The organism is Ruegeria sp. N10, assembly GCF_056531545.1.
Genome location: NZ_JBQFLY010000031.1, coordinates 1 through 26,535 on the forward strand (window position 1 = coordinate 1; position 26,535 = coordinate 26,535).

At 52.8% G+C, this 26,535-nt stretch carries 28 protein-coding genes, 1 tRNA gene and 1 pseudogene; 21 read left to right on the forward strand and 9 right to left on the reverse strand.

Features of this window, described 5'->3' with window-relative positions; translation table 11 throughout:
- Nucleotides 1–364: 364 nt before the first annotated feature.
- The 3 genes from ACR0JI_RS20830 to dut are packed head-to-tail and all read left to right on the forward strand — an operon-like array spanning nt 365 to nt 2,391.
- Nucleotides 365–1,495 carry a tyrosine-type recombinase/integrase gene (locus ACR0JI_RS20830; protein WP_480496508.1) on the forward strand — a complete coding sequence of 377 codons (1,131 nt, stop codon included), beginning with the start codon at nt 365–367 and terminating at the stop codon, nt 1,493–1,495.
- Entirely contained in the window at nt 1,479–1,952 is a 474-nt protein-coding gene (locus ACR0JI_RS20835; protein ID WP_480496506.1) for a hypothetical protein, read from the forward strand. The genes ACR0JI_RS20830 and ACR0JI_RS20835 overlap by 17 nt, the downstream gene beginning before the upstream one ends.
- Entirely contained in the window at nt 1,945–2,391 is a 447-nt protein-coding gene (gene dut, locus ACR0JI_RS20840) for a dUTP diphosphatase (RefSeq protein ID WP_260024093.1), read from the forward strand. Before ACR0JI_RS20835 ends, dut begins: the two co-directional genes overlap by 8 nt.
- A gap of 251 nt (nt 2,392–2,642) precedes the next feature.
- Here dut and ACR0JI_RS20845 read toward each other — a convergent pair whose 3' ends face one another.
- The gene (locus ACR0JI_RS20845) at nt 2,643–2,963 is read right to left on the reverse strand and encodes a hypothetical protein (RefSeq protein WP_480496503.1); all 321 of its coding nucleotides are present in this window, start codon (nt 2,961–2,963) and stop codon (nt 2,643–2,645) included.
- Nucleotides 2,964–3,082: 119 nt separating this feature from the next.
- Here ACR0JI_RS20845 and ACR0JI_RS20850 point away from each other — a divergent pair, with 119 nt between their 5' ends.
- The 5 genes from ACR0JI_RS20850 to ACR0JI_RS20870 all read left to right on the forward strand — a co-directional run bounded on the left by ACR0JI_RS20850 (nt 3,083) and on the right by ACR0JI_RS20870 (nt 6,220).
- On the forward strand, nt 3,083–3,307 hold the full coding sequence (locus ACR0JI_RS20850) for a hypothetical protein (RefSeq protein ID WP_480496501.1): 225 nt from the start codon (nt 3,083–3,085) through the stop codon (nt 3,305–3,307).
- A gap of 411 nt (nt 3,308–3,718) precedes the next feature.
- A tRNA-Ile gene (locus tag ACR0JI_RS20855) sits at nt 3,719–3,812 on the forward strand.
- A gap of 226 nt (nt 3,813–4,038) precedes the next feature.
- A complete protein-coding gene (locus tag ACR0JI_RS20860) occupies nt 4,039–4,530 on the forward strand; it encodes a hypothetical protein (RefSeq protein WP_480496499.1) in 492 nt (163 codons plus the stop codon).
- Nucleotides 4,531–4,610: 80 nt separating this feature from the next.
- On the forward strand, nt 4,611–5,831 hold the full coding sequence (locus ACR0JI_RS20865) for an AAA family ATPase (RefSeq protein WP_480880379.1): 1,221 nt from the start codon (nt 4,611–4,613) through the stop codon (nt 5,829–5,831).
- An 80-nt stretch (nt 5,832–5,911) separates the two neighbouring features.
- Nucleotides 5,912–6,220, forward strand: coding sequence for a hypothetical protein (locus tag ACR0JI_RS20870; RefSeq protein WP_480474846.1), 309 nt, complete (start codon nt 5,912–5,914; stop codon nt 6,218–6,220).
- A 533-nt stretch (nt 6,221–6,753) separates the two neighbouring features.
- On the opposite strand, the gene ACR0JI_RS20875 is transcribed toward ACR0JI_RS20870, so the two are convergent.
- A complete protein-coding gene (locus tag ACR0JI_RS20875) occupies nt 6,754–7,650 on the reverse strand; it encodes a LysR family transcriptional regulator (protein WP_480496495.1) in 897 nt (298 codons plus the stop codon).
- Between the two features lie 104 nt (nt 7,651–7,754).
- Here ACR0JI_RS20875 and ACR0JI_RS20880 point away from each other — a divergent pair, with 104 nt between their 5' ends.
- The 7 genes from ACR0JI_RS20880 (at nt 7,755) to ACR0JI_RS20910 (ending at nt 12,765) form a co-directional block, all read left to right on the forward strand.
- On the forward strand, nt 7,755–8,459 hold the full coding sequence (locus tag ACR0JI_RS20880; RefSeq protein WP_480496493.1) for a VIT1/CCC1 transporter family protein: 705 nt from the start codon (nt 7,755–7,757) through the stop codon (nt 8,457–8,459).
- A gap of 69 nt (nt 8,460–8,528) precedes the next feature.
- Nucleotides 8,529–9,113: a hypothetical protein gene (locus tag ACR0JI_RS20885; RefSeq protein ID WP_480496491.1), complete on the forward strand. Its 585-nt coding sequence runs from the start codon at nt 8,529–8,531 to the stop codon at nt 9,111–9,113.
- Nucleotides 9,114–9,126: 13 nt separating this feature from the next.
- The gene (locus ACR0JI_RS20890) at nt 9,127–9,696 is read left to right on the forward strand and encodes a hemerythrin domain-containing protein (protein WP_480496489.1); all 570 of its coding nucleotides are present in this window, start codon (nt 9,127–9,129) and stop codon (nt 9,694–9,696) included.
- Between the two features lie 85 nt (nt 9,697–9,781).
- Entirely contained in the window at nt 9,782–10,534 is a 753-nt protein-coding gene (locus tag ACR0JI_RS20895; protein ID WP_480496487.1) for a hypothetical protein, read from the forward strand.
- Between the two features lie 219 nt (nt 10,535–10,753).
- Nucleotides 10,754–11,482 (forward strand): pirin family protein, encoded by a 729-nt coding sequence (locus ACR0JI_RS20900; RefSeq protein WP_480496485.1) that lies wholly within the window; start codon nt 10,754–10,756, stop codon nt 11,480–11,482.
- A 10-nt stretch (nt 11,483–11,492) separates the two neighbouring features.
- Nucleotides 11,493–12,128 (forward strand): glutathione S-transferase family protein, encoded by a 636-nt coding sequence (locus ACR0JI_RS20905; RefSeq protein ID WP_480496483.1) that lies wholly within the window; start codon nt 11,493–11,495, stop codon nt 12,126–12,128.
- 82 nt (nt 12,129–12,210) lie between these two features.
- A complete protein-coding gene (locus tag ACR0JI_RS20910; RefSeq protein ID WP_480496481.1) occupies nt 12,211–12,765 on the forward strand; it encodes an isochorismatase family protein in 555 nt (184 codons plus the stop codon).
- 416 nt (nt 12,766–13,181) lie between these two features.
- Here ACR0JI_RS20910 and ACR0JI_RS20915 read toward each other — a convergent pair whose 3' ends face one another.
- Nucleotides 13,182–13,670: a MarR family winged helix-turn-helix transcriptional regulator gene (locus ACR0JI_RS20915; RefSeq protein WP_480496479.1), complete on the reverse strand. Its 489-nt coding sequence runs from the start codon at nt 13,668–13,670 to the stop codon at nt 13,182–13,184.
- Nucleotides 13,671–13,746: 76 nt separating this feature from the next.
- On the opposite strand from ACR0JI_RS20915, the gene ACR0JI_RS20920 reads away from it, so the two are divergent.
- Nucleotides 13,747–14,142 (forward strand): antibiotic biosynthesis monooxygenase family protein, encoded by a 396-nt coding sequence (locus tag ACR0JI_RS20920; protein ID WP_480496477.1) that lies wholly within the window; start codon nt 13,747–13,749, stop codon nt 14,140–14,142.
- 37 nt (nt 14,143–14,179) lie between these two features.
- Nucleotides 14,180–14,623, forward strand: coding sequence for a hypothetical protein (locus ACR0JI_RS20925; RefSeq protein ID WP_480496475.1), 444 nt, complete (start codon nt 14,180–14,182; stop codon nt 14,621–14,623).
- A gap of 501 nt (nt 14,624–15,124) precedes the next feature.
- Here ACR0JI_RS20925 and ACR0JI_RS20930 read toward each other — a convergent pair.
- Nucleotides 15,125–16,345, reverse strand: a complete 1,221-nt coding sequence (locus ACR0JI_RS20930) for a flavin-containing monooxygenase (RefSeq protein ID WP_480474844.1) — start codon at nt 16,343–16,345, stop codon at nt 15,125–15,127.
- A 24-nt stretch (nt 16,346–16,369) separates the two neighbouring features.
- The gene (locus ACR0JI_RS20935; RefSeq protein WP_480474843.1) at nt 16,370–17,449 is read right to left on the reverse strand and encodes a class I SAM-dependent methyltransferase; all 1,080 of its coding nucleotides are present in this window, start codon (nt 17,447–17,449) and stop codon (nt 16,370–16,372) included.
- Nucleotides 17,450–17,566: 117 nt separating this feature from the next.
- On the opposite strand from ACR0JI_RS20935, the gene ACR0JI_RS20940 reads away from it, so the two are divergent.
- A complete protein-coding gene (locus ACR0JI_RS20940) occupies nt 17,567–18,583 on the forward strand; it encodes a GlxA family transcriptional regulator (protein WP_480496473.1) in 1,017 nt (338 codons plus the stop codon).
- Nucleotides 18,584–18,959: 376 nt separating this feature from the next.
- Here the strand turns inward: ACR0JI_RS20940 and ACR0JI_RS20945 are convergent, their stop codons facing one another.
- Nucleotides 18,960–20,288, reverse strand: a complete 1,329-nt coding sequence (locus ACR0JI_RS20945) for a tetratricopeptide repeat protein (protein ID WP_480496471.1) — start codon at nt 20,286–20,288, stop codon at nt 18,960–18,962.
- Between the two features lie 144 nt (nt 20,289–20,432).
- On the opposite strand from ACR0JI_RS20945, the gene ACR0JI_RS20950 reads away from it, so the two are divergent.
- Together ACR0JI_RS20950 and gntH are read left to right on the forward strand one after the other, a co-directional pair.
- A complete protein-coding gene (locus ACR0JI_RS20950; RefSeq protein ID WP_480496469.1) occupies nt 20,433–20,741 on the forward strand; it encodes a hypothetical protein in 309 nt (102 codons plus the stop codon).
- Nucleotides 20,742–20,745: 4 nt separating this feature from the next.
- A complete protein-coding gene (gene gntH / locus ACR0JI_RS20955) occupies nt 20,746–22,200 on the forward strand; it encodes a guanitoxin biosynthesis MBL fold metallo-hydrolase GntH (protein ID WP_480496467.1) in 1,455 nt (484 codons plus the stop codon).
- Between the two features lie 46 nt (nt 22,201–22,246).
- Here the strand turns inward: gntH and ACR0JI_RS20960 are convergent, their stop codons facing one another.
- Together ACR0JI_RS20960 and ACR0JI_RS20965 are read right to left on the reverse strand one after the other, a co-directional pair.
- Nucleotides 22,247–22,438: a hypothetical protein gene (locus tag ACR0JI_RS20960; protein WP_480496465.1), complete on the reverse strand. Its 192-nt coding sequence runs from the start codon at nt 22,436–22,438 to the stop codon at nt 22,247–22,249.
- A gap of 10 nt (nt 22,439–22,448) precedes the next feature.
- Nucleotides 22,449–22,577 (reverse strand): annotated as a pseudogene (locus ACR0JI_RS20965) (ATP-binding protein); the annotation flags it as partial.
- A gap of 179 nt (nt 22,578–22,756) precedes the next feature.
- Between ACR0JI_RS20965 and ACR0JI_RS20970 the strand changes: the two are divergent.
- Entirely contained in the window at nt 22,757–25,969 is a 3,213-nt protein-coding gene (locus tag ACR0JI_RS20970) for an AAA family ATPase (protein ID WP_480496463.1), read from the forward strand.
- A gap of 8 nt (nt 25,970–25,977) precedes the next feature.
- Here ACR0JI_RS20970 and ACR0JI_RS20975 read toward each other — a convergent pair whose 3' ends face one another.
- Nucleotides 25,978–26,352 (reverse strand): nuclear transport factor 2 family protein, encoded by a 375-nt coding sequence (locus ACR0JI_RS20975; RefSeq protein WP_480496461.1) that lies wholly within the window; start codon nt 26,350–26,352, stop codon nt 25,978–25,980.
- Nucleotides 26,353–26,535: the final 183 nt, after the last annotated feature.

Genomic DNA, 26,535 nt, shown 5'->3' on the forward strand with positions numbered 1-26,535 from the left:
ACATTGACCACAACATAAACGCTGAGACATAAACAAAGGTGGGTCAAATCTCGGTGAAAATACCGGGTCACTTCTCAGCGGAAATCAACAGAGTGAGTTCTTTTCGGATGAAGCATTCACGCAAATTGTTCGGGCTGCGTCGTGGTTGTCACGCATTCAACCAGATGTTCAACGGGCCTATTTTCAGACCAAGGACATAACGCAGACGGAAGATGGATACGTTCGTCAGTCTCTAGTGCAGGCTTATCGCGCGGAGTGCGTTAGTGCATGGTCGTCTGACACCCTGCGACTTGGCACTGAGTTTCCATTTGCCGTTTGGGTGAATGGGCGAAAACGGGCCAGTACTCGATTTACAAGTTGGCCTATGCAAACGGTCAGTGGCCTAAAAGCACTACTTCATCTTTGTCAGACAGCAAATTTTCTGTTGGTGTTATGTTCCGGAATGAGGAGCAGTGAAGCGAGCGCTCTTCCTTTTGATTGTTTAACACGTCATGAAGGCCGGCTGTACCTTACGGGAAATAGCTACAAGGACAATGATGCGCCTGGAGGGCAAGGACGTGAGTGGCCTTTGCCAAAAATCGCTGCCGAAGCAATCGAACGACAACAGGATTTGGCGAAGGCAATGGGGGGTAAGTTCCTTTGGGTAGCTTTTGGCGGCAAGAAAAATTCAGTTGGGTTGCCGAGCTTGGATCAGTCAATAGTTGCCTTTGGAAAAAAAGTCGAAACGCTGGAGGGCAGAACACTAGACCAATTTGATGGAAGAATTACCGCACACAGATTCCGTTATACTGTGGCACGATTGGTGGCGTTATCACTCACAAACGCAAGTCAGGTTCTCTTTGATGTTCTGGGTCATGAAGACGTCGAGGTAACCTTGGGCTACGCCCATCAGGACCCGGAAATTTTAGAAGAAATTAACCGCATAAGACGAGAAGTTAGGGCAGTTCGCTACAAAGAAGTTTTTGAAGAAGCTGAGTTTCTGGGTGGCATGGCGGCCAACACAGTTCGGAAAATAAAGGCTGAAATGCTGCCTCGATTCGGTGACGACGAGTTAGATACAAGTGATTTGTCCGAAGCCGCTTCTATTCTCGGTGAAGCTGAGTTGGTTCGACCAGGAGTCCTCTGCACGGCGCAAGCTTTGGAAAGAGGTGCATGTTCCTCCAGCTTAGGTCTTAGGGACTTCAGCAAATGCACCACTAGCTGTCTGCACCGGCTAGAGTTGTCGGCAAACAGGCAGGATCGGCGAAACAAGACAGCGTATATCGTGAAAAAGCTATCAGAGAAGGAGTTGTGCAAGTTGGAGCGGTCCTTTTGGGAAGGTCAATTGATATCTAATCTTGACCCATTTTCGGATATCTTTTCCGAATTCGAGGAAAAATCCCAGTTTCAGGAGATTATTGCAGGATGCAGCCCGTCAGCGTGGTCCAACGCAAATTCTGAGCTTAAGTCCAAGCTTTCCAAGATTAGAGAGGATGTCCATGGGCGAGCGAGTTGAAAAACTAAAGGCTTCAAGCGCTGCAAGAAGACGTGCCACCGAGGAACGCATATTAGAAACCATACGCACAATTGAGGCCGAGATTGCAAAGGACGGATGGTATCCCGAAAACAATGGTGCGTTAACCCGAACCGAAGTGTGTCGGCGGGCTGGAATAGGGTCAAGTACGCTCAGAAACGAGCACCATCGAAAGACAAGGGATTTGGTCGATGAATGGCTACATCAACTTAGCTTGCGTTCGCCGACGACGGTAAAAGCGGCCAAGGTGACAACGGTTCAAAAGATCGAATGGTACGAGGGAGTAATTCGGCAAGTAAGTGCTGAAGTTCAAAAAATTTCTGTTGAAATGGAGAAGCTCAGAGCTGAGAACGTAAGTCTTCGCTTGCAACTCAAGGCGAGCAATGAACTTGGAAAGAAGGTAATCGAAATGGGTTCTAGGAGGTCAATAAATGACTGAGATCAAGTTCAAACGTGTCGAGGGAAATGACTTACCACTACCCTCATACGCTACGCCGGGAGCCGCTGGCATGGACTTGCGAGCATATCTTCCCAATGGGCCGGTCACATTTAGTCATGGTGACTTACAGCTCATTTCCGTCGGGTTCCATGTGGAACTGCCAATTGGAACAGAAATGCAAATCCGGCCGAGGTCTGGCTTGTCCCTCAAACATCGGTTTTTGGTGCCAAACAGCCCTGGTACGGTCGACGCTGATTACCGCGGTGAAGTCAAATGTGGGCTTTACTATCTTGGAGAGGAACCATTCACGATTAGTCATGGAGATCGGATCGCTCAAGCGGTCATCGCAAGTGTTTTACGCTTCTCGCTGGAGGAGGTTGAACAGCTTTCGGAAACTCAACGTGGAGAAGGAGGCTTCGGTTCAACAGGGGTTGAGTAGTCCCATGGACTTCAGCTAACATCTGTATAGGTAAGCAGGATCATAGAAAGAATGCTGTCAACCGCATTTGCCGCGCAGTCGTGGCGACAACTACAGATTCACCGAATTTACGCCGGCGAAGAAGGCGAGCCGCCCGCAATGTAAAGCGCTGGACCGCCAGCTTCACGGCCCATGATCCGGTGAAAGAGGGTGACTTCGATTGTGAAATCGGCACTGGTCTTCGCCAACAAAATGGACCAGTGCAACTGCGTTCAGGACTTCCAAGCACACAACGTGGCCCCGCCATTTTGCCAGCAAGCACCATCGCGGTACAGCGTACCCAGATTATGGTTGGCTTTGCTTTCGCGATCACTCCACATCGCAGTCCCGATGCCAGCATCATCAAGATAGAAGTACACGAATGCCAGCCTGTCGTCTTCGTCTGCGACAAAGAAGTCACCACCGCCCATTGGATCGAAGACGCAGGGACCTTGCATCTCGATGACGCCGTCAATTTCCTGGTAGCAGATTTCTGCGCTGGTGACCGTGCTTGTAAGAAGAAAGGTAACTGCGGAAGCAATGGTGTTTTTCAAATCTAGTGTCCTTAAAAATGCTCGTTTCTCCCGCTAGTTGTACTCAGAATCTGACCAAATTTTGGCTGCTGGTACGCAATAACCATCCCCACTCAAGATCTCTGTGGTAGAATGAGCGAATGGAACCTGACCAGATCATTTCAATCTTCGCCGTCGGCATCGGAGTATTTGGTTTAGCAGTATGTTGGCTGACATGGCGAAGCCTGCCCGAAGAGCCGAAAGCGGCGACAGACGAAGAGATTGAAAAAGTATTCTTAGATAAGACCAAGACCCGAGCAATTTTTGTTGATGACATCGAATATCAGAAAAGGATTCGGAAGGAATTCTCCGATAAAGACGAATGACTTTTTCATCTTCTTTGTGATGGAGGATCCTCAAGCCATCCAAACCTTGGGGAGCACGCTCGTTTTCATTGTTCCAATCTTATTCCTGAGACCGTGGAACCGACGAATGCTAATCGCATCCAACGTTTTCAAGGCCTTCTCCGTGACGCTGCAAATACGAATAACCTGAGCATCAGGATCGGTCGATTCTTCACTAAGGGAAGTCACGGAAGCTCGTATCAAATTTGCAGCCCCGTAACATGCCGAGAAAAATAGTTAATTATCTCAATTGACTGCGCATCATTTTACATGACGCTTGAGTTTCCATCTTGACGTAGGCGCAGGAATTGGACCAGCCTTAGCGCATGTCAAACGCACGCACCATCTGCCACCGAATATCGACCTGAGGTCGATAGCCCACGCGAAACCCGTGGGAGGCAGCATTGGTATGCGGGCGGGGCTTATACCCCTGTGATAGCTCCAGATTAGAGTGCACGAGTCGGTTCGATTCCGACGCCTCCTACCATTTTCAAAGGAGGAATGTGTGATGCGGGAAAGTAAGACTCAGCATGAATTCGGTTGGCTTCCTAGGAAGGTAAATCACCAACAAGACAATCAGGAATATGAAAAGCACCTGCGCGCAGCAGAACCAAGTCTCTGGTGGTCCATGTTCCGAGACTTGGTTGCGGACGCAATCTGTGAATACAGGGCCAAGCTGCCCCTGCATCACCTTCGAGAAACGGGAGGCAGTTATGTCCGTGATTGATTGGGATGACATCCATAACGGCGTCGTCAGTGAACTCGGAAAGGAGTGCCAGGGCTGGATCCGGATCGTCGAAGAAGCGCTTGAGCGCGTCAAGAAGCGCGCGATTGAGCAAAAAAGGCCTGCCCCCGAGGTTCATCAGATCAAGCAAAAGTTTGGCGAGCTGCGTATCTACTTCAGCCGCGAGAACACCGACGGCTACCAGGATTCGGACATTGTGGCCGCGATCACTGAGGCAAATCGTTGTTGCCAGTGGTGCGGAAACAGCTGTCGAACGCAGATCATCGATGCCTGGATCGTCAACATGTGCTGCTGGTGCATGCACCGCATGGCGGACAACACCGGCAAGTCGAAGCCCAAGTTCAACACCCAACACCTGCCGGACGATCCACTCCGGTGTCAGAGCTGTGGCTATGTCGGGCAGATTGCCTGGAAGGCAACCGGTCATCGGTGTCCGTGTTGCGTCTCCAAAGGACTGTAGAAATGGTGCTCAAGAAACGGAAATGGGAAGACGCTGAAGTCAGACGGCTCTCGGGGTTCGACTGGGAGTTCCAGGACGTTGTGCGCCGCGTTGTCGAAGTTGTTGGAGACAAGCGTGAATGGGACGAACTCAAGGCGCGCATTATCGATCACCAGTCCGCCCTAGACGCGTTTAAGGTGATCAAATGCCGAGGTGCTGAAGCAGTATGCTATGCCGACACGGACGATCCAGATTGGCGCCAAACCGAAATCGACAAGCTGAAATCAGACGATCCGATCCCGACATCTTTCGCGGCATATGCAATCAACCAGATGCCCAGCATGGATGTCTGGCACCAGGTCGCTGGATTACTTGTCAAAAACTACCAGACGAAGTTGGCAGAGGATCGTGAGTCTGGAGAAGATCCCGATAAGCTCGACGCGGGTTACCTCATCGGCCAAAGCGACTTTGACTACCTGCCGCGCAATCTCAAAAACGAAATGCCAAAACACATCCGGGAGTTGGTTGAATGGAGTGGCCAGTTCGCGCGCCTCAAAGTTCCGGATCACCTTGAGAAAGTTCGCTTGCTGACAACAAATTTCCCACACTGCAAGCGGGCCGTCGACGGTATTGTTCACGACATCGAATTGAATTGGGGCATGGGATCAGATGTCATCCGGTTCCGACCGACGCTTTTGGTTGGTTCTCCTGGTATCGGCAAAACCAAGTTTTCGAGGGAGCTTTGCAAGACACTTGGGCTATACGCCCAGTCTGCCAATGTGGGCGGTATTTCGGAAAATCATCTGTTCGGTTTGTCCGCGGGGTGGCATAGCGCTCATCCGGGCATTGTAACCCAGGCTGTCGCTTCGGCACGCGTTTTAAACCCTGTCATTATCCTGGACGAGATTGACAAGACCCATTCCGGCAGAAACGGGGATATCCAGGGTGAACTCCTGGGGCTGTTGGAGCCCGAAGAAGCCAGGCGTTACCGGGAAAAATACCTGACCACCGAAGTCGATGCATCACATGTGAACTGGATCTTCACCGCAAACGTGCTGAACAAGATCTCGGCGCCGCTGCGGAGCCGTTGCAAGGTCTATGAGATCCCGCAACCGACGCAGGAGCAGGTGCCTGCCATCATCAACAGTCTCGTCGGTGGATATGCGGCGGACCACGGTCTCAGGCGGGAGTTCTTCTCGCTTGATATCGGCGAGGTCGAAGCACTGGCTGACACGTACAAGGTGCATAAATCCATCCGCATTCTGGGGCGTCTGGTACACGGATACCTCCATGAGAAATCGATAGAACTGCCGTCTGCATGATCCGCGCGGCGAGGAAGCAATTCAAAGTGTTCTCCCGGCAAAACCGAACGAGAGCACCTCAGAATAATAAGGATAAACCTATGACGTCATCAAAGCCCGATACGGTAACCAAACCTCTCCAGTTCATGGTCTCGGAGGAAATATTCGAGCATTTTGGCGCACTGGCCGTCCAGTTTGCAGGCCATGGGAAAGGAGCCAAAACCGCTCTCTTTCTCGAACTAATCGCCTTCTATGAACGCACCCCGACGAGCGAAACGGCAAAAGTGGCTGAACTCGAAGGCGAGCTTCGTGAAGCCAGGGTGCAAGAGGAAGAACTGGCGGCGGAACTGGAACGAATGGTCCGTCGGCAAAATGCGTTGCTGGATCTGCTCGCAGAGCAAAGTGTGTGAGGAATACCGGGCTATCGTCGTGTATTGAATGAAAGTCTACAGAGCGCATCAAATCTTACGCTGCACTCTCCAAGATCTATGCCCACTTTTCAGCCCGAAGCGAACCTTCAAAATCCGACTTTGCAATTCTCGTGTTGCGGACGGAGCCGACTTTTGCTCACGCCGCTTTTGCTGACGCAGAAACCCCTCGCAGGCGCGACACGCCATTTGTTGCATCGTAGAGGATTTCTCATTTGCGGTCATTCATCGGCGCAAAATTCGGCCTAATCCAAATCGCTCTTTCGCCGCAGCTTTGGTCGACACACGAGGAGCGGGACAATCCGGGCCTTCGCAGCCCTTACTCCGATGTTTGCTTTCAGAATCTGGCTCAAAGTGGCGGGGTCATCGTGGCCCCAAGAACTGCCTGTGGACACAATCTTACTCGACGGTAGTGGTGCGGCCCGTGGCGACACGAGGGAACTGCTATATCGAATTGGTTGCCCAAAGTGGACGGCGCAACGGATTTGCACACTCATCGAGCAGAACTAGGCGTTTCAAGCAACTTCGCGACACGCTTCCAGCAAATATTGCCGTACTGCGGCAACAGCTGGCGTTGAGAGCCGGGCGGCCCGGCATAGTAGCGACAGCTTCACCTGATCGGTTTTCCAATTTGGTAATAGTTCGATCAGCTCACCTTTGTCCAACTCAGCCCTAACCGTCAAAGTCGGCAGTAAAGCAACCCCGCTTCCGAGCTTTGCTGCTGCATGGGCCAGTTCCATCGTATTCGTTCGTAGCTGAACTTCTGGCGAAATGGTCCGGAAACGCCCACGTTGATCTTTGAACGTCCATTCGGGGTTTTCATGTTGCCGTAGAACGCATGGGACCTTCTCCAAATCCGTTGGATGTTCAATTGAGGGCATTTGCTCCAAAAACTGTGGGCTTGCACAAACAACCCTATCAGCCATACGCAGCACAGATGCGACGTGTTTTCCCTTTCCGGGAACGCCAGTTCGGAACGACAGGTCGATATCTTCAGCTGAAAAGTCGGTGCGTGCATCATCTGCAAAAAGTTCAATTTCAATATCCGGATAACGCGCGAGGAGACCTGAAAGCATCGGCATAAGCACTGTGCACAGCAAAGTATTGGGTCCTGAGATCGCGACCCGCCCTGATATTTTGTCGGTATGCATCAAGCCAAGCTGTGCTTCCGCCTCAGCGGCGGCATCTACGGGATCTACACATACTTCAAAGATTCTTCGTCCGGCAGCTGTGGGTGAGACTGAGCGCCCGGATCGGTCTAGGAGTTCCAGACCTAATTCAGCTTCAAAAAGTGATAGTTTCTGACTGATTGCAGACTTGGTCGTTTTCAACTCTATGGCCGCAGCACTGATTGATCCAGCACGGATGGTTGCAACAAGTGCGCGTGCGCAAGAATAGAATCTATCGTTCATTTTTACGAACCTCTGTTCAAGTATACATCGTTTTTCCGAACATAAGACCTGTCTATATTCCCATGCATCCAATGATCAAGTGAAGCCATAGGAAACGGCCAGCCATGGGTAGTACAAATCAGAACTCCGAAGGTTCCGTGACAAACCGATTGAACTGGCTTCGGGCCGGCGTATTGGGTTCCAACGACGGGATCATTTCAACTGCCGGTCTTGTCGTAGGTGTCGCAGCCGCTACAACCAACCTCGGAGAGATTGCCACGGCAGGCGTGGCTGGGCTCATCGCGGGCGCCGTTTCCATGGCGCTTGGGGAGTATGTTTCAGTCAGCACTCAGCGCGATAGTGAGCACTCGCTGATTTCCATCAAGAGACGAGCACTCACTGAAGATCCTGGCGAACAAAAGCTGGGGCTCATCAAAATTCTTCAGCAGCGCGGGTTGAGCGAACGCACATCGACCGCAGTCGCCGTGGAGTTGAATGAGAGTGATGAGCTTCGGGCCCTGTTGAGTCTGGAGTATGGGATTGATCAGGAAGAAGTGGCAAACCCTTGGGTTGCTGCTGGGTCTTCCGCAGTTGCCTTTTCAGCTGGTGCGCTGCTTCCCCTTATCGCAATCCTTCTACCGCCTGAAACATGGCGTATACCGGTGACTTTTGTTGCGGTTTTGATCGGGTTGATGCTGACGGGTGCATTGAGCGCGTACTTGGGTAAGTCAAGCATGAGAACCGCAATCGTGCGCCTGGTGGTCGGCGGTGCGCTGGCGATGGCCGCGACCTTTGGGATCGGACAACTGCTCGGGACGACCGTGAGTTGATTTCGAACGCTACGAGTTAGCCATTCCCGTGAAACCACCAGCCCCAACCAGGAAAACCGGAGCGCTTTGATGCACGCCAAGACAGAAACCCTCCCGCAAAATAACAATGAAAACACTGGCATACCCACCACTCTGGCAGTCACGTCCCATGTACCCCTTGACCGGCAAGACGAGTACGAAAGGTTGGTTGCAGAGTTGCATGACCTCCTCAAATCACATGGCAGCCTTCTGTCTGCCGACACAGTGCGCCACCTTCTTCCCCATCAGGTCGAATACACAATCCTTCTAAGATTTAAGGGGACTCCGACCAGCTCACATTGGAAGGAAGATCCGAAGATTGCGAGGAAATTGGCGCAAATTGATGGTCTCACCGGGGGCGCGGCCAGCATATCAGAAGCAGCCGGAATAGGGATTTGGGTGAATCACATGCCAGGCAAGCCGCCGTCTCTGGCACCCTATTGGAAGCGAGTGATCCTAAGCGTTTGTGTTGTCTACCCAACCCTGATGCTCGTGCTCGCCATTGGGCCATTTCTGTTTGGTTGGCTCCCGGCGACGCTCCAAACATTGGCGTCGGTTACCTTGCTGTCCGCTTCACTCACCTGGCCGTTGATGACTTGGGCAAGCAGGTTTGCACAACCCTGGCTGGCTCGATAGCAAGGAGCGAGTAATGTTAAACTACGATATGCCTGGCTATCACGTTGCAACGCGAGAGTGCTTGCCACCTGATATCCAGAAGACTCTATTGGAGAGCAGCAGGTCGGAATGGGAAAACCATCCCCGCTTTCGCGGAACGGCCAGCATGTTGTTGGGCAATCATCGCAAATTGCTAAATGGATCAAGCCAACTTGTTACGGCCATCCAGCAGTTAATGGACGTTCCTGCAAGCGACATCACCAGTGCCGCTGCGTGCAATGGGCTAATTCAGTTCACAGACGGGCTTGTTGCCTTTGCCCACCATCATCACGAGATTGAGGATCACGTATATTTTCCTCAAATCGTGCAGGTCTATCCAACGCTTCAACGCGGATTGGAACTGCTTGATGGCGACCACAAGGTTCTCGACTTGGCCCTCGATGAGACCCAGAACGCGCTTTCAACCTTGAAAGGTGCTGATGTCGTCAACCGTGACACCCTGTCAGGGCTACTTGACGGAGCGGGGTCGCTCAAGAAAATCCTGGACCGCCATATCTGGGACGAGGAAGAGATAGTCACGCCCGTGTTTCTTCGACATGGTTAGGCGTGGCATCCTGAACACCGGCCGCACGGGCGCGTCTGTTCTTGTACGATGGGCTCGCTGTGTTGGGCCTGCTTGGGCTTCCTTGTTGGCTTTCCTGGCCTGGGTCTGTGGCGCCCAGGCACAGAGCAAATCTGTCACCGAGTTTCAGTTCCATTTCGGTGACGGTTACAAGCTGGGTAGTAACTCAAGCCTCGCCAGCGGGTTCGCTGAAACCACAAAACGGCTAGGTGTGACCGTTGATCACGTCACTGTAGGACAAGTTGGCGATATCTATTTCTTTATCAATGCATTTCATGACATGGAGCCGGGTTCCGGCAAAAGAAATGACTATTACGGTGAGTTCTACGCCAATCTAAGTGGGCGTAACTTTGGTTTGTCGTTCGGAGAAAATGCGGCGGTACGCGACTTGTCTTTTGGTCTTGGACTAAACCGTGGATCTGTGACCACTGCTATTCTTGCGGGTCCCAGATTGAGTTTTAATGCCAAAGGTTTCCGCGTGCTGACTCTGGCCGCATTTGCATACGACAGGGTGAGGGACTCTCTGGGTCGCGAATTGGACACGACTTATCAGATCACGTTAGCCTGGGACGCCCCCTTTGAAATCGGCGGGCAAAGATTCTCCACAAAGGGATTTGTAGATTTTATCGGACCACAAGGAGCTGGGGTAATTCGGCAGATCAACTTTTCTCCCGAACTGCGATGGGATGTCGGCCATGCCATGGGTGGCCCACCGGATACGCATACGCTTGGACTGAAGTACACATTCTACAAGAACAAGTTCGGAATTGATGGCGTGGAGGAAAACTCCCTTTCCTTGTTCTACGCGATCAAATTCTGAGTTTCCTGACCCCTAGTTGAAGGGCTGGATTGTCAACGGGCAGGCCTGCCATCTGGCCAGCCCCGGATCCTGGGCCGCCATTCCTGGTTTGGTTCCAACGTAAACGCCATCAATACCAGTTACCGTTCACAATTACGAACGAAGGTTCTAACAGATTGTATTTTTTTAAACGCTCCGCGCCCCTATCTTTTACTCAACAAAATGATCAAGGGGCCTACCATGCCTACGGACATTCTCTACCACCCCGCCAATACACGTGAGTTCAAGGACTTTGGGTTTATGCAAGCCCATCTTTCGTTCAAGCCTCATCTCGATGCAACTCGTCACAGCTTTGGACCGTTGATCACGATTGACGATGGAACACTTGCCCCTGCGGCCAAGGGGTTTGGCCTTCATCCGCACAAAGATGTCGAAGTTGTCACCTTCATGGTTGATGGGGAAGTTCAGCATATCGATCCGGCAGAACCTGAACATACCGGGACCCTTGCCGCCAAAGGCATCCAGGTCATCACCGCTGGAACTGGTATCATTCACAATGAGATCAATAATTCCGACAACGATCCCATGCGTGCCTTGCAAATCTGGTTTCGGCCCAGGGCCAAAAACCTGGCTCCCGCATACTCGAAAAAGGCGCTGAGTTCAGCAAGCCACGCGGATCAGTTTGAACTGGTTCTGGCTCCGGATGGTGCAAACCAAGCGCTCGTGGCCCAACAGGATGCATGGTTGAGCTATGGGTCCTTCACACGTGAGCAGAGTGTCACATATCGGCCCCAAACAACCGGCAACGGCGTTTATGTTTTTGTGATCAACGGTTCAGCAAACGGCGCAGATCAGAAGCTTGGAAAAGGCGATGGGCTGGCACTGCGCAACGTCAACTCTGTTGAAATCTCAATCGACGACAAAGCCGAATTATTGGTGTTCGACTTTGCTGCATCCACATTCAGCTAAGGACCGGATCATGAAACTCTATTCCGCCCCCGGCACATGCGCGACCGCCATTCACATCACTTTGGAGTGGATCGGTCAGCCCTACGAGGTCGAACACCTCGATTATGCTGCGATGAAAACTCCAGATTATCTGAAGCTCAACCCTTCAGGTGTCGTACCAACGCTTGTTACCGAAGGACGGGCTTTGTCCGAGGCCAGTGCGGTTCTGATGTACCTTGTCGACCACTTCCCCAATGCTGGCATTGGGCCCGCCACCGGATCCGCAGAGCGCATAGAGCTGAACCAGTGGTTGCTGTTTCTATCAGCCACATTACACCCGTATTTCTGGCTCTACTTTTCGCCCGACCGCTTTACGACTGCCGAGCAAGGTCACGCCCAGGTGGTCGAAGCTGCTCAGCTTTTGGTCGACAAAGCGCTCACCCGCATCGATCAACATTTGTGTGGAAAAAGTTGGATGGTTGGAGAAGAAAAATCCGTCGCGGATGCGCTTCTTTACCCAATGGCAAATTGGGCCTACGCCTTCCCGAAATCCACTGCTGAATACCGTAATATCGACCGGATAATCCGAAGGCTGGCATCAGACCACGCGGTCCTGAGTGTCCATCGCAGTCAAGGCACGCGACCAAAAGTGTCGATCCGCCAATAAACACCACCTGCCCTCGCTCACCCACCCCCTCTCAAGAAAGGAACAAACTATGACTGAGAAAGCCACGTCGCAAAATGCGGCCATGATCCTGATCGACCATCAAGTTGGCACAATGAACTGGGCCCGTTCCGTCGATATTGATCTCATCAAAGCAAACACCCGCGCCCTGGCGCGAACAGCAGTTGGCCTGGGTATGCCCATCGTCTTCACCTCAAGTATGGAAGACCAAATGCAAGGGCCTCTGATGCCCGATCTGGAAGAAATTGCTCCGGAAGCATTTGCAGCGCGCATAAAGCGCCCCGGCGTCGTAAACTGCTGGGATGATCCGGCCTTTGCCGATGCTTGCCGCAACACTGGGCGTAAGCACTTCCTGATGGCTGGTATTACGACTGATGTCTGCCTGGCGCCTCCGGCCATCAGCGCAAAATCCGAAGGCTTCGATGTCACAGCGATTGTGGACGCCTCCGGTTCGCCCACTGCGCTGACTGATGAAATGGCGTTCCGCCGGATGGAACGCGCCGGAGTCGAATTGACCACGACCAGCGCCATCATGTCTGAACTCGCGGTGAATTGGGCCAGCGAAGACGGACAGACGATCATCCAAATATTGGGCGAAGAAATTCTCAGCAAAGGTTGACAAAAAACCAAGCGAGCCAAGCTAAAATACAGCTCGGCGACTTCTGGTTGCCGGGCTTGCTGAATTGAACGCAGGCGGATACTTGGGCACCAAAACCTTTGATTATTCTTATGTTGCAAACTCTGGGACAATATGGGCTTTAATTTTGGCACATTCTTGGTCGCCGTGAAGACCAGACATTTATGAAAAGTGCAGCATCGGTGACTATTGGGCTCTTCACCCTATTTCGCCGCTTCCGGTTCGGAGGTCGGCTCAATAGACACGAACGGCCGCCCCGCGATAGAGACCGCTGAAGCTCAAGGTATTAGCCCAGTTCGCTGATTGCCGGTTCCGTCCTGTCCCTATCGCGGTGCTTGCTGCGTTGGCATTCGGCGGCAGTGAGCCCAGAACGTCCGATGCTGCACTCTGTACGAGTGTCAGCTTTGGGTCGAACTCTGATCTTGTCGCGTTGAGGTTTCTTCAAGGCGTGTTTTGAGATGGTCAACAACATTTTGCGCTGACGCAATATCATCTGGAGACAGACCTTTCGAGAGTTCATTCACCCATGGGATTTGCTTCGCAATCGCGGCTTCGTACAACTCCTGCCCCTTTCGAGTCATGACAACCAAGTGCGCCCGCTTGTGGTGTGGGTTCGGCTGAAACTCCACCATGCCTTCTTTGCTCAATTCATTGATGATCCGTTGTACACCCTGCCGGTGAACGCCCATCGTCCGTGCATGCCAGGCAACGGATTCCGGTCGATCAGAATAGGCGATGGCACCAAGAATCTGCCAGCGGGCACTTGTTAGACCGAGTTCTGATACGAGGCGGTCACCGGCAAGCTGCAATCGACCGTTCAGCCGAAACACATCCAGTATCAAGGCTGTCACGGCTTCTCCTTCTTCGGTCCTTCGCGCATCCGGCATGTCGATTCCTCATTTCATTTGACAACGTGTTGTCATTGTGCTTGATGCTTCCTAAATATGACAACATGACACCAAAATGAAACTACTTTCAAGGAGCACCGAAATGGTAAGTTTCAAACCCCTCGACCCGGAGTTTCCCATTGAACGGCAATTGGACATCGACGCTGGACCCGTCGTTCTCGTCAATCTCTTCACAGTCGATCTCGTTGACCAAGTCGCCTTGGTAGAAGCTTGGAAGTGCGATGCCCAATGGATGAAGAAGCAACCGGGTTACATCAGCACCCAACTGCACAAAGCCGTTGGCGACGGCAGCATGTACCTGAACTACGCGGTCTGGGAGTCTGTTGCGGACTTCCGCGCGGCGTTTTCAAACCCCGAGTTTCAGCAGCAGCTCAGCCATTATCCCTCAAGCGCTGTGACCGCCCCCCATCTGTTTGAGAAGGTTGCGGTGCCGAATTGCTGCACGGCCTGACGAAACCCTTTCCAAAAGCCAATTTGAGTGAACCGCTATGAAAACAAAGATTCACGCCATCGCAGGGGGAATCGGCTTTGTGATGATCCTCCTCTTCTGGACATCAACGGCCACCAGCGAACTCTTTGCGAGCCATGAGACAGTCGCAACCGTCAAGGCATTGATCCTGAAGGGCATGTTCATCCTCATCCCGGCAATGGCGATTGCTGGCGGATCGGGCATGGCAATGGGCCGGAAACGCAAGGATACGCTTACGAAGGCCAAGAAAACCCGAATGCCTGTCATTGCGTTGAACGGCTTGCTGATCCTCGTACCAGCCGCTTGGTTTCTGGCTGGCAAAGCCGCTGCTGGCGAGTTCGACAGCACCTTTTATACAGTTCAGGTGATTGAGTTGATCGCTGGCGCAGCCAACCTCGCGATGATGGGATTGAACATTCGCGATGGTTTAAGGATGACCGGCAAAATTCGAAGGCCTCGCTGAAAGCTCGATTCTATTCCAAGCACTGGCGAAATTGCCGACATTCGAGCAAACGCAGCGAATTAGTGCTATGTCCCGCGACCTGTAAATTCCCACCTTAAAGAATGCTGCGCGGTGCGCGAACGGCCGGAACGGCCGCTGCACCGCAACATGAGAATTTGCGCGCGTGCAGAAAAATCTTAGCTGCGAGCGCATGCAGCGAAAAATCACAAGAACCAAGTTGGGCTCGTAGTCGACCTCCGCTACCTCCCGTGTCTACGACTGAAGGCAGCCCAAAGCGGGCACTCGAACGGTGCTACATCAGACGGTGCTGGAACCTAGTATCAGGTTTCACATCAATGAGGCGCTCAAGACCTACGTCCCGCAACAGATGGCTAGGCAATTCATCCATGCAGCAATACTTCCGTTTCCGGCGCAGTAAGTGTCTGAAGAGTCGGTAAGCGTTCGTGATATGCAGCCGCCAACCCCTTGGCGGCGACAACATCAGTGCGGAGTTTGAAAAGTTCATCGCACCGCTCCTTCCAAAGACTGAACGCCTTGATTTGCTCCTTGTGACAGATACCCTGATGATTGAGCTTGGGACGACGCATTGGCACACGCTTCGATTTGGTTTGCAATACGACTTGCGCTTATGCCTGCTGCGTGGAAAAATCCCTGAAACAACAATCCGTACCCAGTGAACCAAAGACCGGGATTTTGAGGATCTTCCTGACCCATTGGATGTAGTGGATAACCCTTGTTGTCCAACGCACCCATGTGCCCGAAGAGTTCATCCAGATCTGCTCCATATCCAGTGGCGCAGATCACCACGTCGGGGTGGAGCTTTCGACCGCTGGCCAGTTCAACGGCGTGGGGCGAAAAGCCGACGGTTTCGCTGACGGCCGTAAACTGACCAGATTTCAGCGCAGAAACGAATCCATCATCCAGAGCGAAGGTAACTCCGTCTTTCAGCATCCGGGAACCACCGCCCATGACATGGCGGCGCAGGCCATAACGGCGCAAGTTTCCAAAGAAGGCACGCTGCATGATCGAAAAGATCGGATCGAGTGACCATTTGGGGAATAGCGTGAACAGGTTGGCCAGCCGCTGTAACGAAAAGCCGAAGACGCGCGATGGCAGGATCGATGGCCCATGCCTGACCGATACCCAGACCTGGGCCGGATTGCTGCGCGACAAATGATTCAACACATCTGTGCCTGAGTTGCCGGCCCCGATGACAAGGACTTTCTTCCCGTCGTATTCACTGGGGTCACCAAAGTCGGCGGCGTGAACGATTTGACCGCCAAACTCCTCCATGCCCGGCCAAACGGGCATATCAGGCACTTTCTCCCGCCCCGTTGCGACAATCAGGTGGGCGCTGAAATAGGTGCCCCTGTTGGTTTCGATCTGCCAGATGTCGTCTTCACGGCGGATTGACAGGACACGGGTCTCGAAATGGATATCGGAAGCAAACTGACGCGCATACTCGCTCAGGTAGTCGACAACAGCATCTCGGGGCAAAAAGGTGTCCGCTTTACGAGGTGCGTGATGTCCGGGGAGGCTGGCGAAATGGCGATGAATGTTCAGTCGCAACTTCGGATGCCGTGCGCGCCACGGGTCGGCCACCCTGTCGGACGCTTCCAGAATGGTGAACGGGATATTCCGGGCGCGCAGCTCAAAGGCCGCAGCCAGCCCGGAAAGACCGGCTCCGATAATGATGGCGGTTGTTGAATGAGAAACTTTCATTTGAGAACTCCAAAAACAGTGCGCTTAACGGCGCGCGAAAAAGTATGCGTTGAGTTGATCATGAGGCAGGTGATGGGTCTTGACCTGACCGAAGCCTGCATTGGCGAGATATTCCTGTGCTGTCTCAATGCCCCACATTGCACCGAGGCCTGGCCCGCCTTGTCCAATCGACACTGGGGTACAGTGCATCAGCGACAGGGAGTAAAGCAGGGGCGCAAACGGATTTTGGATATTGGTTTCCAGGTTCCGGGACCCGCCTATATCTTGCATCAGGAACAATCCGTCCTCGGCGAGCGAGCGGTAGACAAGGTCCAATAGTCCCTGCGGGTCTTTCTGGTCGTGGACCGCATCAAACGCTGTGATCAGATCGAAACTTCCCAGAGAATTGATTTTGGAAAGGTCCTGCGCACGAAACGTTAGGTTCTTCAGACCCATGCGTGCCGCTGAGACTTGCGTTTCAGTAAAGGCGTCCTCACATAGATCGATCCCGACAAAGCGGCTTGCGGGGAAGGCCTGTGCCAGTTCCATCATCGCGCGGCCCGCACCGCAACCTACATCCAGAACATCGATGCCGCGCTCAAGACGTTCGATCAGGCCAGGTTCCACAGGAAGGATGTGCTCGATCAGGGCTGATACCACCAGCTGGGCGCTGTCTTCTGCCATCACTTCGTGAAATCGGCAGTAGTCATGGTAATGGGTGCCCGCACCATCTCGAAACCGCGCGACCATATCTTCCTCGACCGAAGCCATGACACCAATGAACTGGCAGGTTACAGCCATGTTGTCGGGTTTTGCCGCATGGGTAAGCAACGCCGCGTGTTCAGGGGGAAGAGTGTAGGTTCCAGCTCCGGGGGCGTATTCGACCACGCCCGATGTCACCATCACGGCCAACCATTCGCGTACGTAGCGCTCGGCCAAGCCAGCCTTCTCGGCCAGAGTTGAGGAGGTGGCGTTAGGTAAATCGGCGAGCGCGTCAAATAGATGGGTACGGTGACCAATCGACGTCATCAGCGCGAGCGCGGCACTATTTAATGTGCCGACCATCTGCTCACCAAAGCGCTCTGCCTTGGCCTCATCAAAAGTGACTGCTGCTTGTTCGTTCATGTGATTTCTCCGGTACTATTAGGGTTCATCTCGTCTGTTTCTGCGTCGGTATTGCCGCAAGCTTGCGAGTCGTGATATGCCTGCAAATGACCAAATCGGTGAATATCGGACATATCGATGCCAGCATTCAAAGTTCCCTGCCGTACAGTGGTTGTGACTTTGCCCTGCGTCGGAACCTCGACGGCTTACAGTATTCTCGATGCGCTCGCTTCGGTCGGCCGGGATTGGGAAATGCTGCATGGGGCCCGTCCCAAGGCGAAGGTTTTTGACGCCCAGATGTTGTCGGTAGATGGAGCACCCTATGTCGACATCAACGGACGACGTATCACGCCGGACGGATCACTGGCCGAATTTGGTCAGCCTGACTTGGTAATCGTTCCTGACCTGCATCTTGCGCCTGACGCACCGTTGCCAGATGAATTCGCGGTTGTGGTCCCGTGGCTTATCAAGGCGCATGCTGACGGCGCGATCATAACTTCTGTTTGTTCTGGTGCGCTCTTACTCGCGGCGGCAGGATTGCTGGATGGGCTTGATGCCACCAGCCATTGGAGTTTCTGTGATGTCATTGCCCGGAAATTCCCGGATGTCCGCGTGCGCCGTGAACGGATTCTGATACCTGCGGGTGACGGGCACCGGATCGTGACGGCAGGCGGAGCGTCTGCGTGGGGTGATCTGGTTCTGTATCTGGTCGGCCGAGTTGCTGGCCAGGATGAGGCCCGACGCCTCGCCAAGATTTATCTGCTCCAGCCTCACACTGAAGGACAGTTGCACTACGCTTCTTTGACTGCGGGAGCACAGCACGAGGATGCTCTGGTTGCAGATGCTCAGGTTTGGGCCGCGGATAACTATGCCCTGCCAACCCCGGTTACCGCCATGGCCGCCCGAAGCGGTTTGACGGAGCGTAGTCTGTTGCGGCGGTTTCGCAAAGCCACGGGGCAGACGCCAGTCGAGTACATTCAGACTCTCAGGGTCGAGGAAGCCAAGCAAATGCTTGAGACGACCGATTTGCCCATCGACGAAATAGCTGCTGAAGTTGGATATACCGAGCCATCAAGCTTCCGAAATGCCTTTCGAAGATATGTGGGTATGCCGGCTTCAGCATACCGCAAGAAACGCTTGCCATCCCATCAGTGATCAAGGGCAACCCAAACCGGACCTTCAAAATCGTGCTTTGCAAACTCCGAGTTGCGGGATGGAGCCGACTTTTGCTCACGCCGCTTTTGCTGACGCAGAAACCCCTCGCAGGCGCGACACGCCATTTGTTGCATCGCAGAGGATTTCTCGTTTGCGGTCATTCATCGGCGCAAAATTCGGCCTAATCCAAATCTCTCTTTCGCCGCAGCTTTGGTCGACACACGAGGAGCGGACAAAATTGCCGTTCGCAGCAAAATGTTCCGATGACTGCCTTCCGGGTTCATTGACATTACTTGGGTACGAATGTGTGTGTTGGTGGTAAAACACACTTTGCACACGTGAGCCAGTTTTCGGTCACGGCTTAAATGGGTTTTTCTTAGAAACGCCATCCCGCATCTGTTAAGGCTGAAATCACCTCGTCCGACAAATCTGGGCTGGAGTAAAACGCACCTAGAACCAAATCTGGCCTGAACTCTGGCCAGGACTGCTTCAGTTGAGTCAGTGTTTCCTCTGCTTCATTGGTCTCATCCAACCTCTGATAGGCGGCAGCCAAGTAAACCAAAGAGAGAGCGCTGACAGGGTCACCATTGTCACTCGCAAATTCCAGAGAAGAGATTGCCTCCCTGAACTCTCCGATGTGAAAGCTGGCAACTGCGTGAATGTTCCTGTGTGCAAACCGATGGCTCCCAATTTCTCGCTGATGGCTTGGGTCACTGACTTCATACGCTTCTTCAAAACGACCCAGAACCAGCAATATCAGGCCGCGAAAGTCCAGAACATTTCCGTCTTTGGGGCGAAGCAACTGGGCGAGCGCTGAATATTCCAATGCACTGTCATGGTCGCCTTTGACATATGACATCCATGCCAACGCGGATTGGCTCCAGCCGTTTGATGGCGCAATGTCCACCGCTTTCTGTGCCATTTCTTCTGAATTCAGTATCAGTGCGTCACGCTCTTCCCCGGCTCGCGATAGGAGAGCCCGGGTTCCCAGGCTGTGGGCCAGTCCGGCATATCCACAGTAGAAATCGGGGGCTTCTTTAATAGCCATCCTGAAAATGTCGCCGGCCAGGATTTGGTTCTCGATACTAGCGACAGGAAACAGCAGGCCCCGGGCCTGATCGCAATAGTTTGATGCCTGTACCGCCGCGGGTGACTTGCCGGACAAAGCTTGTCGTTCAAGCGTGCGCGCAGGCGTCTGTGAGTTAACTTCAACAGTCAACTCTGAGGGTTGGCCCCAGTGGTAAACGAATGCCATGATCGAAATAGCGACAACAGGAACGCTGATTAGCCAATACAGTTTCGGCCTGACGACCGCTTGAACAATCTGAGGCGCTGCGCTTGTATCCGAGCAGTCCTCGAACCAGGGCGCGTACCCGCCACTATCGATATGAATGCGCAGATCGTCCTTGGCACCAATTGTTTCGTAGTAGAGCCGAAGTTTCCGCCGGAGCCGTCCGGCGTCTACGCGAACAACGTTAATGTGACTGTCTTCGCCAGCAAAACTCTTGAAGTAGACATCCTGAGCAATTGTTTTGCCAAGAATAGCTTCTGACCTGCCTTCTATGGCCTCTTCTACTACGTAGTTCAGGAAGTTCCGTAGGCGTTCCGCCTTGGCGAAGGTGTCACTGGCCAACACGCGTTCCAACGCCTCCCTTACGCGGGTCGCATGCTGTTCCGGATCAAGTGTCAGATCTTGCTCAGCCATCTCACAATTCAAGTTTTGCTGTGTTTTCAGATCAATACTGCCGCCTGACCAATTGGATGTCACCCTAATTTCACGGTGTTACCCTTCCGCGATACGCCTTGTGCTCTCAAGCTCGTGCTCAGAGAGGAACCAGGTGGCCGGACAATGACAGACGTCAGTTTACTAGAACTCACTTTCCCTGACCAAATTAATCGCATCCGCCACATGCGAAAGACTCATCATGGATTTGAGACGCTTTGCCAGGATTTCGAGCTGCTCTCGGCCGAGTTGGAGAGACCGGAGGAGGTCAATAGAACAACTCCGGCATGTCTGATCGACCCTGTCACCGAAAGCCTTGACGGCCTGGCTGAAGAGATCGCCGAACATCTCTCTCGGGGCATCCAATCAGAAATCATCCCGAAATCAATTTCAGAAGTGGCCCCCATATTCACAAAGGCTCGAACAAAGGACTGAAGATATGCTGCAAGATAGATGGAAGAAATCGATTAAGTCACTCGGCGCACTCGCCGCCGCGGCGACATTGTTCGCTACGAGTGCGCTCGGTCAGGCTCCTCCAGTACAGGAGCCCTCATCACAGGAAGATATTGCCGCTGCGTTAGGCGGCGGTGTTCCAATGGGGCGCTGGAAAGAGGGTTTGACTTTTGAAGGCATCTCGCCGCAACCGTGGTTGAAAAGCGCGGCAAACTGGTTCCCGCGCACCGAAGATGTTCAGCCCAATGAGATGCGGATCATCTTCATGGGATCGGCCCCGTTCATTCGTCCCGGACAGATGAACACTGCCATTCTTGTCGAACTGGGCAACGGCAAGATTTTCATGTTCGACATTGGCGAGGGCTCACCTGCAAATATCATTGCCAGTGGGTATGCATTGAATGAAATAACTGACGTGTTCATTACCCACTTGCACGTGGACCACTTTGGCGGTTTGCCATACCTGTGGATGTTCGGAACCTGGGCCGGCGGATGGCATGAGCAGCTGACGGTGCATGGTCCATCGGGCCGAACCGAAGAATACGGTACAGCGACGATGGTCCAAGGCATGAAAATGATGACCGGTTGGCACCGGGATGCGTTTAGCGTGTTTCCGGTTGGCAAAGGCTGGGACATCATCGTCAACGAATTCGATTTCCGCGACAATGGTGGCGTGATCTATGACGAAGACGGGGTGAAAGTCACCCACTGGCAGCGAAGCCATGCCAAGGATGGTGCATCCGGATATCGATTGGACTGGAATGGCTTGTGCTTCATCTGGACGGGTGACGGCCGCCCCAACATGATCGACATACCCTTCGCCAAAGGCTGTGATGTCTTTGTCACCGAACAGCAGCAGGAAATCATCGAAATCTCATCTGGTGTTCAAGGCGTGCCGCCATTCCTGGGACGTTATACAGTCGATACTCATCACACACCCAGCTATGCCGCTGGCTACATTGCCAATCTGGTTCAGCCCCGACTTCTGATGAATACGCACATGAGCTATGATCCCTATCAGATTGAGGAGACCGTTGCGGAGATCCGCGAGCATTGGAAAGGTCCCTATCACTTTGGTGCGCCTGACGGCATCGTGGTCAACGTAACAAAAGATCAGATATGGGTGCGTGAAGGTATTCTGCCACGGTTCCCAAACTCACGGGCGCCGCAGTTTGACTTCAGCAATGGCCAGCTTGTGGTGCCGCATCCTCCGCATCAGCGCGTGGACATTCAGGAGCCTTATGTGCGCGAAATGGAAATCGACCCAAAGCTGTACTACCCCGAAGGATACCACCCCGAGCTGCTGACCGAATGGCCAGTTGACGGCGATCTTGTTGTTCCTTTGGATGCTCTTCCGGATAACTTGAAAGAGAGCATGGGCGCAGCGTGGCGCCATCGTGAAGCCAACCGCAAAGTGCTGGAAGAACAAAGCGACAATTAAATCGCGACGGCAATCAAACCGGCCATCCAAATCGCCGGGTGGCCGGTCACCTTTTCCAAATCACCGCAGGAGGGATGAAGTCTTGTTGATCGTACTTGGTCTCTATTTTGGAATAGTCTGGCTGGTCTTCTCCAAGTTCCAACTTCTCCCCTGGAACGGGATCTGGAAAACTCTGGTGTTGATTTTCGCTGAGAACTGACCCGGTATTTTCACCGAGATTTGATCCGGCTTTGCTCATGTATCGGTGTCTATGCTTTGGTCAATGTCGGCGTCTCCTTTCTTGTTTTCTTTGCAGATTCTGAGCTGGCTTTGAAGCGGTAGCTGTCATTGCCTGTTTCCAGGATGTGGCAGCGGTGTGTGAGCCGGTCGAGCAATGCGGCCGCAAAAATTTTCGAACAACATCTGCAATCCGAACTTTCGGGTAGAAAGCGACCGCGAAATCCACTGATTTCACCTGAAAACCCTCGAATCGGTTGTTGTGATTGGTCAAGTTACAAGAAGGGTTTGATTTGTGTTAATGTAGTTTCATCCACCGAGGTTTCCGATGCCGCAGCGGGTGCATAACTTTCTCAGCGAGCTTGGGCTCACCGAATACAACGAGGCCTTTCGCGAGCAAGGCGTTGATTACGATCTACTTGGCGATTTGACCGCCGACGATTTGCGTGAGTTGGGGATAGAAAAGCTTGGCCACCGTAAACGCATCTTGGCTGCGGCAGCGCAGATTGAAACTAAGTTAGATCGCGAGGCGCCAGTCAGGAGGCGCCTACTGACCTTGATGTTTGCTGATTTGGTCGACTCAACGGCGCTGTCAACACAGATAACTTTGGAAGATTATCACGCCCATATCCGCAGTTTTCAGAATGCCGCCAAAAGCACGGTCGAACAGTACGGTGGCTATGTCGCAAAGTATTTCGGTGACGGCGTGTTGGCATATTTTGGCTATCCCCAAAGTCATGAAGACGATGCAGATCGTGCCATTCGAGCGGGCTGGGAATTGGTCAAATTGGTTTCGGACCTACCCGGTTCACCAGAAGGCATTACTGTGGCAGCCCGTGTCGGCATTGAAACAGGGCCAGTGGTTATTGGAGAGGTCGTTGGTGAAGGTACTGCCAGCGAACACAGCGCTTTGGGATCCACACCAAATCTTGCGGCACGCTTGCAGTCTGTAGCTTCCCCAAGTTGCGTGGTTGTTGGCCCGGCAAGCCGACGCCTCGCAGATGGCAATGCGCATTTCGAAAGTCTTGGGCCACATACTCTGAAAGGCTTCGAGGATCCGGTTCTCGTTTGGAAGGTAACCGCCATTGCCAGATCGCGAGACCGTTTAGATCGACAAAAAGGCAACCTGACACCTCTCATCGGACGCCGCCAAGAGTTGAACGCTTTGACTTCTGCGCTAACGCGTATGCGTGTGGGTGCCTCAATGGCGGTGAATGTGATCGGTGAAGCCGGGATTGGAAAGTCGAGACTTGTTCGTGAATTTTTTGATAATTCTGGGGGAACATTTACCAGTCTAAAGGGTCAATGCAGCCCCCATGGAGGGTCCACTGCTTTCCACCCATTTATCGAATTGGTCCGTGAGTATGTAGCGGATAGAAAACGGGAAGGCCTCTCGCCAGAAGACGGGTTTACCCAGATTGGGCTGGATCGCAAACGCCACGTGCCCTATTTGCTACTGCTCATCGGAAATAAAAAAGTTGATCAATCGCAAGTCGATCCAGAATTGGTTGGACCCCGCACACATGAAGCCCTGATCGAACTGGTGGTTTCTCATGGGCGGACGTCTCCAACGGTTCTGTTTCTCAACGATCTGCATTGGGCCGACGAAAGATCGGTAAGTGTTATCAATCACCTGATCCGCAAAGCTGATAGGCCTGGCGTCCTGGTTCTAACTTGTTACAGACCGGACTTTGAGGCGACGTGGCTCAACGCCCCGGGGGTTGAGAATATCAACCTGATCCCCTTGGATCGAGAACAGTCAGCTCTGCTGCTTCGCGAATGCGTGGCCTTAGAAGCAGAAACTCGTGATTTTAGCGATCTTGTTACGCGCGCTGGAGGCAATCCTCTTTTCCTGGAGGAACTTGCACGTCACGTTTTGGGCGCTTACGAGAGTTTGGAAACTGAAACCGGGGCTTCTATTCCCGATACCCTTGCAGGTCTCTTGATGCACAGGGTCGATGCGCTTTCTCCCGGTGCGCGCCGCGTCACGGAAATGGCGTCAGTTCTTGGCCGCGAAGCGGAAATCTCGTTACTTGGAGACAATTTGCAGACAGAATTCGATGCAATTGGTGGGCAGGGTATTCTGGAGCCCTCGCCACAGAATGCAAACAAAGTGCGCTTCCACCACGCACTCGTTCAACAGGTGATATATGAAAGCTTGCTTTCTGATGACCGACGTATGCTTCATCTGGAGGTGGCACAGAGAATTGAAGATAAGCACGCCGACAACCTGGCCGAGGTGGCGGAGACCCTTGCGCATCATTTCGAAGCTGCCGGCGAATACAAATCCACCGCTCGTTTCGCCTATTTAGCAGGTTGCAAGGCGCTTGACCTTTTTGCATTGCGCGACGCCGAAATGTGGTTTGGAAAATGCCTGGACCTGACGATGAATCAAACCGGGGATGAGGCGACATTACTCCTGGCTCGGACTGTAGTGAATCAGACGCAGGTTCTTTGCTGGAATGGAGATTTTGCAGCGATGACCAAGCTGGCAAAAAGCCACTTGCCGCGCATACAAACTCTTGGTGAAATTGAAGAAGTTTCGCGATCACTAACGTGGATTGGTGAAGGCTATCTACATGCCGGACGTTTCAAGGACGCGGCTAAATCGTTTGATTCTGCTCTGCACATTGGCCGCCAACTTGGAGATGAAAGTTGCGTCGGTTATTCGCTTGGGCTGACCCTGTGGTTGGACTGTATCGTTGCAGAAGGCGAGTGGTACTCCAAGTTGGTGTCTCAGGCAGACGTTGTGCAAGCGGCTGGCGAACAACTTGGAGATCGCTATCTAAAAACGTTGGCTTATTATGGACGGTGGTGCCACGCGATACAGATCGGAAAAGTAAGTGTCGCGGTAGAAATCGCTCAATCATTGTTTGAGATGGGCGATCACGACAGCTATCCGCCAGCTGAGTGCTGGGGTGCCTGTCTCCTTGCAGTCAGCCATGCGATGGCTGGGAACAAGATTGAAGCGTTCCAATTTGCGCGCACCGGGATGGAAAGTGCTGCGAGCGGTTTTGACCGGCTTATGTCCGAGCTTGCTTTAGGAATGACGCACGTGGCGCTGGGTGAACCAGAACAAGGCCTGGAGCGCCTTGCTAAGGCGCCGTGGCGCAGTGAGCAGATCGGCGCATTCTACTTTGCGTATGCCGGAGACGCCGCGTATGGCTCCGCGTTGATCCAGACAGGGCGAACTGATGAAGGGATCAAATGGCTTGAGACCGGCATTAGCCATTTTGAGGGCTGCGGAAACCTTCGTGGCGCCTGTATTTCAAGATTGGAGCTTCTGAAATACATTGCCACAACAAAGCACTTGTCGGCAGCGCGAAAAATCCTGCTGGAAATTCATGTCAACGCAGCCAATTTGGAAATGGATGGGCTCCACTCGGAAGCAATTGGAATTGTTGCCGAAATGGAGCTACAAGCGAAGCAACCTGAAAAGGCGCTTCAGCTCATTGAACTTGGAATTCAAATTTGTGTTCCGCTAGGCTGGCCAACTCTGGAGCAGAGCCTAAACCACACCGCACTACGGATAAAAAATGCGTCTGAGATCTAACCGTTCTGTCAGAACGCAGATTTCCATTGCTCGGTATCGACAAACCAGCGTTCTTCGGTGATCAGGTCATCAGAATTGAACTTGAATAACACCGCGCATTGCGAGCCGTTTGGCAGTTTGTCAGACCTAAACTCTACAACGTTCATGATCTCATTGTCACCCGGGCAAAAACGCAGGTCAGTTATGTCGAAGCCCGGAGGCAGCGCTTGACCAATCCCGTCAAGAGCCGATCTAAAAGCAATCCGGCCCTCCAATACATCATTCTGGCCGGGCAAGACGAATATCATATCCTCAGCATAGAAACTCGCAAGCTTGTCCATTTCCCCAGCCGCAAGCGCTGCCCAACCTGCCTTCAGATCTTCTAATTGTTTTTCATGTGCCATTTTATAATACCCCTGTCGGCAAATGCGCGTTCTCAGAAAGTGTACCATTTTTTCCGTAGGTCGGAGAATTTTCCGGCAGTTTGACGCGGTGCCTGTTGATTTCCGCTGAGAAGTGACCCGGTATTTTCACCGAGATTTGACCCACCTTTGTTTATGTCTCAGCGTTTATGTTGTGGTCAATGT